Genomic DNA, 11544 nt, shown 5'->3' with positions numbered 1-11544 from the left:
TGCCAATTGAATATTTCAGATAGACTTCCTCTTAGCTGATTAAAGTACTTTTTCATCTTTCGCAAATAATGAATATATAAGGCTTTAATCAGTCCTTTCAATATTTTTTATCGTGTACAGAGATTTTTAGATAACTTTTATTGACTATCAATATCTTTTCATTCTTGCTTGGTATATGGTTAACCCATGGTATAGAAATTAGACAAAATAAATATCTAAATAATTTGATAGAGCAAGATCATAGAAATATCAAAAGATTGACACAACACATGATAGGTTTTAAATTTATGAAGACTGCTAATGCTACTATATTAGGTTATGAATTAATAAATATGATTTAAAAAGGGCAGCACATTAATTCTGGTAATATGACTGTTTGGGATCAGTTTTATAGCATAGCTGGATAAATGTATCTAGAAGATAGCAATTTTAGAAAAATCAAACCTAATTTGAATATTTGCGACGGTACCAAAAAAACAAAGCCCCCACAAATAAAAAAGGACATTATCATTTCTAACTTACAATCATACTAATCTTAATGAGAGAAAAATGGTTAGATGTTATACTACTTATTTTAATGTGTACTAAATAAATTAATGAAAAACAGTCTTTATAATATTGACATTGAAAGAGCCATCATTTCTCATCTTATGATGAACAATGATAGTTATGACAATATAGCAAATAAACTTCATCCAATAATTTTTTTTGATAATAGACACAGGGTCATAATTGAAGCAATAATAAAATTTGCTCAAGCAGGTAACAATTATGATGCTATTCTAATTATAGAAGATCTTAAAAATAATGATAAATTGGATAAAGCGGGGGGAGATGATTATATAATCAATATTATTACTAACAGTATATCTATTTATAATATTAATGAGTATCTTGACATTTTACAACATAAAAAAATTCGAAGAGACTTATCAAGCACTTTAATAGAATTTAATAACTTAATAGCTGATATGAATACTGATCTAGAAAGTAATATATTGCCTCTATTGGAAAGTAAAATTTTGTCTATAAGAGATAATATTAATAATAAAAAAGATGATTTTATCAGAATGAAAGATGTTGTACCAAAAATATTAAATGATTTTGAGAAAATTGCTAGTGGAAATCAAATGCTTGGACTACAAACTGGATTTACTGAATTAGATAAAAAACTAGGAGGTTTAAGGGAAGAACAGTTAATTGTGGTTGCAGGTCGTCCAGCAATGGGGAAAACAGCTTTTGTAATGAATATAATAGAGAATATATTAAAAAATACTAATAAATCTGTACTATTATTTTCTATGGAGATGGCTGCTAAAGATATAGTTCAAAGGATGTTTGCATCAGTAGGGGAAATACCTTTCGACAACATAAGACAGGTTAATTTTAATTTTGATGAATGGGGTGATTTAATTAAAGTTAAATCCATTCTAGAAAGAAAAAAACTTAATATTATTGATGAGCCATCATTGACGCCGCAAGGATTAAAGCACAAAGCTAGAAAATTTAAAAGATCAAATAAAGATTTAGGATTAATTGTTATTGATTATCTACAATTAATGCAATGCCCTATATACCAAAATAATAGAAATTTAGAAGTTTCTAAAATATCAAATGAACTTAAAGCTTTATCAAAAGAACTTAAAATTCCTGTTATAGTCATATCTCAATTAAATAGAGCTGTTGATTCACGTATAGACAAGAGACCTTTTATGTCTGATTTAAGAGACTCTGGGTCTATAGAACAAGATGCGGATATTATTTTATTTATATATAGGGATGAAGTCTACGATTCTTTAAGTAAGAGTAAAGGCAAAGCAGATATTATAATTTCCAAACATAGAAACGGTTCTATTGGTAACATTAGTCTGCTTTTTGAAGGAAATAAATGTAAGTTTTATAATTTGTAGTAGCGGCACTTTCCACTTAACTGTGTAAATTCTTAATTAAGATGCTAGATTATTTCTAGCAGAATATTAAGGATAAAAACAATCTTTAAAATATAGTTCTTCTTCTTCTTTAAGCAATTCTCTGTTCCTATTATTTAATATTGCAGTTTCGTAAATGAATTCATAATTAAGTTGTTGAATAGCGCTTTGTTGATCAGGTGATCTCATCAATTCATGAAATGATATATAATCCATCGTCTCTACGTTAAGACTTTTTTTAACTCTTTCTTCAACTCTTTCATTAATTTCTTCAGTTTCTCTTTCTAGCTCAAGAGCATCTCGAAACTCATAATTGTTGTCAAATAGTTTATGTGATCTCCAATCAAGCGTCGCTTTATATATAACAAGTACATGAGAGAACAGACTGTGAAGAAACCATCCTGAGTATTCAGATTCTTTATAGAAGGAGCGAGCTATTTCTTTCTCCTTTATAGCGATCAGCTTTATTCTTGAACTGGTAGGTAATGAAGCAACTTCTGATCTCAGATGGAGTGCTTGAATAATTTTCTCCAAAGGATCTACACCAAGGTTATAGAACCTATACCCATTATTAACACCACAGACAATATTTGGATAGTTATCAAAGTGATATTCCCCAGATTCAATTTTTTTTGCAACAATGTTATTAAGAACTGCTCTTGTATAATACATATGATCAATAGTAGGATCAGCATGTTTATAGCACATGTATTTGACTGCGTTTTTAAACCCCTCAAATCCATACAACAGGCCTTTCAACGTATTATTTTGTTCTTCTACTGAGTATTCATCTTGTGTTTCCATATTATATCCTTAATTTTTTAATTTTAATTAAATATTAGTTTTACTGTTTTAATAGGTTATTCTTTTTTATTCCGATCGACTTCCTGAGCAACATTTACTTTATCCAAGTTAACTGCTAACCTACTGTTCTTAATATAAATTTTCCTTCAGAAAAGTTTGTCACCATATCTACAGACATTTGTTCTTTATTTAATACTAAACAATACTCTACACTTTCTCCTGAGTATAAATTTCCTTTTGCTATAACATCACATTTTGCAGCTGGTGGTATTGTATTAGCTATCCATACATCTCCAACTAAAACTTGATCTCCATTGCTATCGGCACCTATCAGGCTAACTTTATCAACTCCTAAAGTAGATATTTTTTCTAAATTTAATAATAATGAGTATTCTGATCGTATCGGCTGAGACGCAGAAGAGTTTAAAGATACATATATTTTTTCAGTTTGAAGATTTTCGATCTCAATCTGAGGAGTAGCATATAAACTCCCTGTAAACATAAACAAGAAAGCGATTATTAATTTAAATTTGTTCATTATACTCTCCTTTTGAACTGAACATTTTTTATAGATTTACACATCTTACAGTTTGCGACAAAACCAAAAGTTCTATCTTTTCCAAGCATAAAAAGATATTTCTGGATCAGAAATATAAAAATCTTTAAATGAACTCAAAAAAGCTTCTGGATCTGTCCAGCTTTGATTTAACCATGAATCAGAACTCCACCCTTTATAAGTATCTATTAACTTTACTTTTCCTTCGAGTTTAATTGCATTAAAAACATGTCCTATACCTATTTTTTCGTAAACATATCCAACCATGTTAGCAGATACTTGACAATGTTGACCTTCTTCTAGGAGGTCATTTATATTTACCCAGAACTCTTCAGGTGTTTCTCCTAAATAATTATTTATTTCTCTACCTGTATCATTTCCAGGGAATCTTTCTGTTATAGAGATTGGTTCAACAGTTCCTTTTGCTAATTTTTCTGTTATACGCTTAGTAGTCTGTGTACAATTGCCTAACCCATAACAACTTGATTCATTTACTATTTGATAAATTATTTGAAGGTAGTCTGACTCTTCCACTTTTATCTTTTCTGCAGTTTTTTCCATAATAATTTCTAGTTTTTTATTTATAATGAAGATGTTTTTTTAATATAAGATGTCAGCAATATAAATAAATGTATTTTCTAGTATCATACCCCAAACAGTTAATCTCAGTAAATAGTTATAAAAATGGAAGCTATGATTTGAGCTAGAATCTTAAATAAGATGACTTTTCTAGGCATGCCCATTAGCTATCGATATGCCTGAAAACCGTATACTAAAAGAATATAGTGAGTAAAGAAACAAAGCCTAACAGAATCTACATTATGATACATTCTTTATTACTATTATTACTATTATTACTATTATTACTATTATTAATTACTGTTGTTGGAATTATTTTATCGGAGCCAATATAAAACCCTCCAATATAAAAATTACGCCCTGATATCAAAATACTCATAATAATAATTATTATAACACCTGCTATTATTCCATTTATAGCTCCTGCCAACCTATTTAAAATGCTTCTTTTCTCATTAGGCTTAGAGAATGTAATTGAAGATATAGATATAGCCCCCCAGATTAATGCTATTATAAATAACAATAAGCATAAATAAAAAACAGTTTGGTTATAAATTTTAAAGTTTAAATACTCTGAAATTATCTCTTGGACGTGATCGTATTTAAGATTAAGAAAAGCTAAACAAAATAATAAAAGTATTAAAAAAAACAATGAATATCCAAATCCAGTTCTGAAACCTTTTACTGAAAAAATAAACAATAATACCGTTGTTACAATATTCATTTTATATTGATACTTTTTTAAAATATCTAATAAATATAAATAAAAAATAATAACAAATCAATATAATTAGTACAGATTATATTTTAATTTTTTTATATAAACTATTGAAAATAATTAATAAGTAAATCTCTACTATGTAGCTAATAAATAAAAATAAAAAATATTCCCAAAATGATTTTTGGGTTAAAGCATCTATCCACTTATCTTCATTTTCAAAAAGAATAATTGTTGAAACAATTAATAAAGAGGTTAATGTTATGAAAATTGAAGTTATTAGAGCATAAAAATACACTAAAAGTAAAGCTTTTTTTATCATATTACTTTCTGTTGGAAGTATATTTTGTAACTTTTTTTTACGATGCTATTTGGTATAGAAGATATATCTTCTATACCAATATTTTTAGCAATTTTATTTTTATCATCAATTGATAATTTTTCATACCATATATCAAATTCAATATTTAAAAGGTCTTCCTTTTTTTTTCTGATATTTTCCAATTTTATTCTTTTGGCTTCTATTGACTTTTCTATCGCTAATTCTTCTATAGATTTATACCCGAACTCAAACCAAGGAAAACCTTTCAACATTGTTCCCATCAAACCTTTTATAGGATTTTTTTCTGTAGCAAATCCACTTTTTTTAAGTTCGTTATATCGTTTTTCATCATTTAAAGCCCATGAATAATGGTTAATACTATTTTGAATATCTTCAGAAGAAAGGCTTGATTTCATTTTAAGTTGTCTAATTTGATTTTTACCAAAACCAAATTCTTTGAGAGGAGAGTAATCTATATCATTATAATCTATATCATTATAATCTATATCATTATAATCTATATTATTATTATCTATATATGTTTTATATATCTCTTTTGATAACCTATATGTACACCAACCTCCTCTACCTCTTTTAATATTTTCCAGAGATATAGCATTTTTTTTAACACATCTATAAATAGCCTGCTTTATAAGATTTTTATCATTCCCTAAGTTTTTTTCTATAAGTGATAAATTCATTTTTTTTGTTACTAAATTTTCTAAATCTTCTAAATTCTGACAAAAAAATTCTAATATTTTTCTTTGTAATCCAGAATATAAATTTATATCATTAACCATGTCATTGTTATTCTTTTCTTGACTACTATTATAATAGTTATCTGATTTTTTTTGATTACTATTATTTGATTTACATTTTTTTTGATTGTCTTTATTTTTATTATTTATATTTAAAATATTGCTTAGAATATTTGCTACATTGTTATCAGATAACTGACTATTTTTATTATTTATATTTAAAATACTGCTTAGAATATTTGCTACATTGTTATCAGATAACTGACTATTTTTATTATTTATATTTAAAATACTGCTTAGAATATTTGCTATATTGTTATCATATAGCTGACTATTTTTATTATTTATATTTAAAATATTGCTTAGAATATTTGCTACATTGTTATCAGATAACTGACTATTTTTATTATTTATATTTAAAATACTGCTTAGAATATTTGCTACATTGTTATCAGATAACTGACTATTTTTATTATTTATATTTAAAATACTGCTTAGAATATTTACTATACTGCTATCAGATAACTGACTATTTTTATTATTTATATTCAATAGATTAATTATGGAATCTTGAATATTTTCTTCATTAAGAAAATCATTTTTACTTAGGTCTAAATTAAATATATGCATATTTATGTATTTCTTAAAAATTTTAAATATTTTATCTAAATTTTGCTAATTATCTATATTTATATTATTTAATTGCTTTAATTTGCAACAATAGACTTCTTATAGTATAGAAGATATCTCTATCTGCTTTTATTTCCTGTAATTCTTTTCTATGTTCAATTAGCTGCTTAATATTTTCATTACAGGCTATAACTATTTTTGAAAAATTGTTTGAAAAGAACTTGTTATTTGTTATGAGCCGTTGCAGCATGTCAGCTTGATCATAAGAGAACTTATTTACCACAATAGATAGACTAGGAGCCTTAATATACTGAAATTCTTTTTTAATCCTTTCAAGATTAGTCCATAATATTTGAACTGTTTTAATAGAATGGTTATTTAAATCAACTGGAGTTAATACTTGATCACCACTTTTTAAGTTAGTTAAAAATATAGAGCTTAAAACAGATAAATTAGATGGAGTGTCAATTACGATAATATCATATTCTTCTTTTAATTGGCTAATACATAGTTTATTTATGTAAGATCTTATTAAGCTATAATAATCGAAAGTTAATAAGTCTTCTATTAAACTAAGGGCAATTGATGAAGGTATTATATCAATATTTTTTTTTGCTGAAACTATTATTTCCGAAATTTCAGTAGACTTTGTAATAAAATCATATAAAGTTAGAAACTCCTTATCATTTTTCTTTAATAGTAAATTTGTTAATTCTGACTGTGGGTCAAGATCAACACAACAAACCTTAAAGTTCAATTCACTCAGTGCTTCTAACAATAAGTATGACAAAGATGTTTTACCTACTCTTGATCTTGGATTTACAACGCAGATAACTTTTCCATCCATGGCCTTTATATGATCGCTTATGACCTTATACACCTGATCAGGATCTAATAATATTTGATTATCAGATGCTCTTAATATTTCTTCATTTTTTAATATTCTCTTTACTCTGGCATTTAACGTATGCCTTGTTACACCTGATATTAGAGCCGTTTGGGATAATTTTAAACTCACAATGTCTATATTTAACATTTTTGATATAATATAACATATTTTAGTTAAATATTTAAATTAATTTTTTTAGTTATGCTTATATGGAAATCATAATGCATTTTTATGTTAACCATTTTTATTATGAATACCAATTTGCTCAATCACAACCAAAAAACCTTTATCATACAAGTATTTTGTGAGTTTTGTTATAGTGGTAAATATACAAACTGATTAAAAATAAATTAGATTTTTTTTAAAAAAAAACCTAATTAAATACTTTTTTTTAAATTTGAGTCTGTTATATTTGTTACATGAAATTTATAAATTATTCATATAATGCGTTAAATATATAACATGAGATTTTATTGAATTTTATTAAGGAAAAACTATGTTTAAAAAAGATGATCAAGCTCAGCCACTAACGAGTCAACTCCTTACAGATATAACTAAAGGGTTGCAATACGCTGCATCTTCTACTCATAAAATGTGCGTACAACACCATTTATCTATGTTAGGTCAATTTTTTGACAATGATGCAGATGGTAATCTAACTCCAAAAACAATAAATCTAGAACTAGGTCCTGAACATAAGTTGAACGTTCCAATAATTTCTTTAATGGCTCCTACAAGTCTTACCTTAGATGAGATGAAAGTTTCTCTTGCTGTAGAGTTGGAAAACAATGATACAGACTCCTTTGGGCAAGCCATTGGAGGAATAAATTCTACTGAAACAGGATCTTCCTTTAAGGTTAAAATCAATTCTTCTAAGAACAAAGGTAGTGAAGCGAATTCAAATGAAATGAAAATAGATCTAGTATTTAAATCTATAAACCCTCCAGAAGGTTTACAAAGAATTATAGAGGAATATAGTAATCTAATACAACCGTTATCTCAAAGTGATATTAAGGAGAGAATATGAATATAATAATAGCTGATGATGACGCTCAAGTATTGAAGAGTTTAGATAGTTACTTAACAGATTTTCATCACAAAATAACTTGTGTTACTAATGGAAAAGATTTATTAGAACATATTAAAAAAAACAAAACATTAGATTTAATAATAAGTGATGTTAATATGCCTATCCTAAATGGGATTGAAGCTTGTAAAAAAATTAGAGAATTTAGTAAAATTCCTATAATTATGGTTTCATCGTGTAAGTCTGAAATAGACAGGGTTATAGGCTTAGAAATAGGAGCTGATGACTATATCGTAAAACCTTTCAGCCAACGGGAATTATTAGCTAGAATAAGAGCTGTATCAAGAAGATTCTATGTTGAGATGCCAGAAGATAACCGTATTTATCCAGAGTATCACTTTCTAGAATGGATTTTAAAAACTTCAGATCAAAGTTTAAGAAAACATGACGGAACGGAAATTATTATTTCAAGTGGTTTATATAATTTGATACTAGCCTTCGTTACAAACCCTAATAGAGTATTGAGTAGAGAATCTTTGATGGATTTGACTAAATCTAGAATGTTAGAATCATTTGATAGAACAATAGATGTGCAAGTAGGAAGAATAAGAAAAAAGTTAAATAAAGATAAATATCCTAATTTAATAAAAACAATACGATCTGAAGGGTATATGTTTACAGCGGAGGTAGAAATATTATGATCAAACGAAAGCATATATATTCTAAATATATAAATTCATTTCAGGCATATTCTTTGGTACTGTTCATATTAGCCACAACATTCCCTGCTTATTATTCTTATCTTATTTATACCGAATTTGATGTGGATACTCATGATGAAGTCTTTACTTTATACTGTTTCATTTTTCTTATCTATTTAGCTTTTTTCTTAAAAAGATCTTACTCCTTATACGCTAAAGACAAAATAAAACAGCATATATCTATGATTACACATGATATAAAAGCTCCTTTATCTAGAATTATGTTTAAAATGCAAGTTAATAATGATTATATAGTTGACTATTATAAAGACATTAAAGAAATTGAATGCATGATAAATGATATAGCCTTAGCAATAAATGAGTGTGAAATTTCCACTTATGAAAAACAAAAAAAGATAGACTTTTATTCTATGGTTGAATCAATAGTAGAGGACTATAACGATATGGGTAAAAATATAAATCTATACTCTCAAAAAAAATTATCTAGTAACATAGTGGTTTGTCCTATTTTCATGAAGAGAGCTATTATAAATATAATCGAGAATTCTTTTAAATATGGTTCTAAAGTAGAATTAAGTATGCGAAACAATAATAGTGAGATATTGCTCGATATTATTGATAATGGACCAGGAGTTGATAATAAAAGCCTGCCAAAATTAAAAACTGCTTTTTATCAAGGTGAGAATTCTAAAGAAGGTAAAGGACTTGGCTTATACATAAGCAACAAAATAATAGAAGAACACTATGGGGTGCTTACATTATCTAATAATAGCAAGAATGGTTTTAAAGCAACTATAAAATTGCCTATTAGCTAACATAACTTTCTCAAATATATTGCCGATTTTTCATTAGAATTTTACCATATCAATGGTCGGTTCATTAGATAAGTTACATAATGTATTATAATTTTAAAAATTGTTTTATAAAAACAATTTATTCTTTATAGAAAATAGGAGAGTAGATTTATGAAATCAAGTTATAGACTTAAAGAAAGTCAAAAGAAAGAATTGAAAGAAATTTTAAGCTTTGTTTTACACAGTAATTATCAAACCCCCGTGGAGTTAAGTAATTCTGTTGAGAATTTGATAAATAATATTGATTATGAGAAAAATTTTTCTGAATATGTAGACGAAATTATCCGTAATATACCAATCTCAGATGATAACTTTGTCCATTTTAAAACAAAAATACATGAATTCAGAGCTAGCCTTGAGGAGGAAAATACCTTTGATACATTAGCTCTAAATATCGGTATCATTAAATTTTGAGGATCAAGCATATATTAACATTATATGTAAGTGTTAGTAGTTAACAGCAATTCTCAGTGAGTTGAATATTTCACGTACTAAATTGTCCCTGTTAATCAATACCGAGCCTTTCTGATCTATCCTGCTAATTTGGGACAGTTATTAACTTCATTCTTCATTATATATTCAAACTGACTAGGAGTCATGTAATTTATAGTTGAATGCTTCCTTTTAGTATTATAATAAGCCTCAATATATTCAAAGATTGAAGATTTAGCCTCATCTCTAGTTTTATATTTTTCATCATGAACTAGCTCTACTTTTAGAGTTCCAAAGAAACTTTCACAAGCAGCATTGTCATAACAGCATCCTTTAGAGCTCATACTAGATAATAACCAATTATCGCCTATGAGATTTTGAAACTTCTCTGAGCAATACTGTGTACCTCTATCAGAATGAATAATAGCACCGGTAGGAGAATCTCTTCTAAATAAGGCCATGTTTAAAGCATTACACACTAGTTCTGCTTTCATTCTTTTATCCATTGACCAACCCATAACTGCTCTTGAAAATAAATCTATAATCACACATAAATATAGCCATCCTTCTTGGGTAGGGATATAAGTAATATCAGTAACCCATTTCTGATTAATATCTTGAGCATCAAAATCCTGATTAAGTAAATTATCTGCAACTTTCTTACCATGATCAGAATTTGTTGTAATTTTATATTTCTTATTTGCCTTAGCCTGTAAACCTAATAGTTTCATACGTTTTGATACCCTTGGTTGTGTTATTTTCCAGCCTTTATCTTTTAATTCTCTATAAACCCTAACAGAACCATATCTAGATTGGTGATCATTAGATATTTGTATAATTGCTTGATCTAAATCATAGTTATTTGCTTCTCGTTTGCCAATAGGATTATCTATCCACCTATAGTAAGCAGAAGTGCTTACTCCCAAAGTCTTGCATAAGGTTGTTATAGCCATAACACCACTATGACTTTGTATAAATGCATACCTTACGTATTTGGGTTTGCAAAGTATGCTGCTGCCTTTTTTAGAATCTCTCGCTCAGTTTCTGCTTTCTTAAGTTTCTTCTTTAGTTCAGCATTCTCTGATATTAGGTTTTGATATTGAGTTTTATAATCAATCTTTTTATCTTGTGTTGTAGATTTCGACATGTACCTATTTATCCATGTACAGAGTGTTTTATAATTTATTCCTAGATTATCAAGGCTGTTGAGTTAATGAAAGCCCTTTTTCATATGTTTTAATATTGAGTATTTTTTAGATAAATCTGACTCAAAATCTTACTTTTGTGTTTCATATCAGCATTTTATGCTGATATGAATACACCTA

Annotated in this window: 13 protein-coding genes and 1 pseudogene; 6 read left to right on the top strand and 8 right to left on the bottom strand. The window is 27.2% G+C overall.

Translation table 11 applies throughout. The annotated features are described in order from the left end of the window. Positions 1-191: 191 nt before the first annotated feature. Positions 192-341, top strand: a pseudogene (locus F3D57_RS09520) (DDE-type integrase/transposase/recombinase); the annotation flags it as partial. 255 nt (positions 342-596) lie between these two features. After that, on the top strand, positions 597-1910 hold the full coding sequence (gene dnaB / locus F3D57_RS09515; RefSeq protein WP_150466077.1) for a replicative DNA helicase: 1314 nt from the start codon (positions 597-599) through the stop codon (positions 1908-1910). A 66-nt stretch (positions 1911-1976) separates the two neighbouring features. On the opposite strand, the gene F3D57_RS09510 is transcribed toward dnaB, so the two are convergent. From F3D57_RS09510 to F3D57_RS09485, 6 genes are all read right to left on the bottom strand, one after another. Next, entirely contained in the window at positions 1977-2732 is a 756-nt protein-coding gene (locus F3D57_RS09510; protein ID WP_150466076.1) for a hypothetical protein, read from the bottom strand. 115 nt (positions 2733-2847) lie between these two features. Continuing rightward, positions 2848-3270, bottom strand: a complete 423-nt coding sequence (locus F3D57_RS09505) for a hypothetical protein (protein ID WP_150466075.1) — start codon at positions 3268-3270, stop codon at positions 2848-2850. Positions 3271-3342: 72 nt separating this feature from the next. Further along, on the bottom strand, positions 3343-3849 hold the full coding sequence (locus F3D57_RS09500) for a hypothetical protein (protein WP_150466074.1): 507 nt from the start codon (positions 3847-3849) through the stop codon (positions 3343-3345). A 253-nt stretch (positions 3850-4102) separates the two neighbouring features. After that, on the bottom strand, positions 4103-4591 hold the full coding sequence (locus F3D57_RS09495) for a CvpA family protein (RefSeq protein ID WP_150466073.1): 489 nt from the start codon (positions 4589-4591) through the stop codon (positions 4103-4105). A 312-nt stretch (positions 4592-4903) separates the two neighbouring features. Continuing rightward, complete coding sequence (locus F3D57_RS09490; protein WP_150466072.1) at positions 4904-6295, bottom strand: hypothetical protein; 1392 nt, start codon at positions 6293-6295, stop codon at positions 4904-4906. A gap of 64 nt (positions 6296-6359) precedes the next feature. Continuing rightward, positions 6360-7331 carry a ParA family protein gene (locus F3D57_RS09485; protein ID WP_150466071.1) on the bottom strand — a complete coding sequence of 324 codons (972 nt, stop codon included), beginning with the start codon at positions 7329-7331 and terminating at the stop codon, positions 6360-6362. Positions 7332-7680: 349 nt separating this feature from the next. On the opposite strand from F3D57_RS09485, the gene F3D57_RS09480 reads away from it, so the two are divergent. The 4 genes from F3D57_RS09480 to F3D57_RS09465 all read left to right on the top strand — a co-directional run bounded on the left by F3D57_RS09480 (position 7681) and on the right by F3D57_RS09465 (position 10201). Beyond that, positions 7681-8211: a DUF2589 domain-containing protein gene (locus F3D57_RS09480; RefSeq protein WP_150466070.1), complete on the top strand. Its 531-nt coding sequence runs from the start codon at positions 7681-7683 to the stop codon at positions 8209-8211. Beyond that, positions 8208-8912 (top strand): response regulator transcription factor, encoded by a 705-nt coding sequence (locus tag F3D57_RS09475; protein ID WP_150466069.1) that lies wholly within the window; start codon positions 8208-8210, stop codon positions 8910-8912. Before F3D57_RS09480 ends, F3D57_RS09475 begins: the two co-directional genes overlap by 4 nt. Further along, positions 8909-9748 (top strand): sensor histidine kinase, encoded by an 840-nt coding sequence (locus F3D57_RS09470; RefSeq protein WP_150466068.1) that lies wholly within the window; start codon positions 8909-8911, stop codon positions 9746-9748. Before F3D57_RS09475 ends, F3D57_RS09470 begins: the two co-directional genes overlap by 4 nt. Before the next feature lie 150 nt (positions 9749-9898). Then, a complete protein-coding gene (locus F3D57_RS09465; protein ID WP_150466067.1) occupies positions 9899-10201 on the top strand; it encodes a hypothetical protein in 303 nt (100 codons plus the stop codon). A 116-nt stretch (positions 10202-10317) separates the two neighbouring features. On the opposite strand, the gene F3D57_RS09460 is transcribed toward F3D57_RS09465, so the two are convergent. Further along, positions 10318-11193 carry an IS3 family transposase gene (locus F3D57_RS09460; RefSeq protein WP_263478348.1) on the bottom strand — a complete coding sequence of 292 codons (876 nt, stop codon included), beginning with the start codon at positions 11191-11193 and terminating at the stop codon, positions 10318-10320. An 11-nt stretch (positions 11194-11204) separates the two neighbouring features. After that, a complete protein-coding gene (locus F3D57_RS10260) occupies positions 11205-11366 on the bottom strand; it encodes a hypothetical protein (RefSeq protein ID WP_191092384.1) in 162 nt (53 codons plus the stop codon). Positions 11367-11544 lie beyond the last annotated feature (178 nt).

The sequence above is a fragment of the Francisella sp. SYW-2 genome, assembly GCF_008711475.1.
Taxonomy (GTDB): Bacteria; Pseudomonadota; Gammaproteobacteria; order Francisellales; family Francisellaceae; genus Francisella; species Francisella salimarina.
The sequence above is the reverse complement of the archived record's forward strand: the minus strand, read 5'-3'. Positions and strand labels throughout refer to the sequence as shown.

Bases quoted from the DNA above. Each gene is read 5' to 3' on its own strand.
- F3D57_RS09500 (WP_150466074.1), bottom strand. From the start codon at position 3,849: ATGGAAAAAACTGCAGAAAAGATAAAAGTGGAAGAGTCAGACTACCTT.
- F3D57_RS09510 (WP_150466076.1), bottom strand. From the start codon at position 2,732: ATGGAAACACAAGATGAATACTCAGTAGAAGAACAAAATAATACGTTG.
- F3D57_RS09490 (WP_150466072.1), bottom strand. From the start codon at position 6,295: ATGCATATATTTAATTTAGACCTAAGTAAAAATGATTTTCTTAATGAA.
- F3D57_RS09470 (WP_150466068.1), top strand. From the start codon at position 8,909: ATGATCAAACGAAAGCATATATATTCTAAATATATAAATTCATTTCAG.
- F3D57_RS09465 (WP_150466067.1), top strand. From the start codon at position 9,899: ATGAAATCAAGTTATAGACTTAAAGAAAGTCAAAAGAAAGAATTGAAA.
- F3D57_RS09480 (WP_150466070.1), top strand. From the start codon at position 7,681: ATGTTTAAAAAAGATGATCAAGCTCAGCCACTAACGAGTCAACTCCTT.
- F3D57_RS09505 (WP_150466075.1), bottom strand. From the start codon at position 3,270: ATGAACAAATTTAAATTAATAATCGCTTTCTTGTTTATGTTTACAGGG.
- F3D57_RS10260 (WP_191092384.1), bottom strand. From the start codon at position 11,366: ATGTCGAAATCTACAACACAAGATAAAAAGATTGATTATAAAACTCAA.
- F3D57_RS09485 (WP_150466071.1), bottom strand. From the start codon at position 7,331: ATGTTAAATATAGACATTGTGAGTTTAAAATTATCCCAAACGGCTCTA.
- F3D57_RS09475 (WP_150466069.1), top strand. From the start codon at position 8,208: ATGAATATAATAATAGCTGATGATGACGCTCAAGTATTGAAGAGTTTA.
- F3D57_RS09495 (WP_150466073.1), bottom strand. From the start codon at position 4,591: ATGAATATTGTAACAACGGTATTATTGTTTATTTTTTCAGTAAAAGGT.
- dnaB (WP_150466077.1), top strand. From the start codon at position 597: ATGAAAAACAGTCTTTATAATATTGACATTGAAAGAGCCATCATTTCT.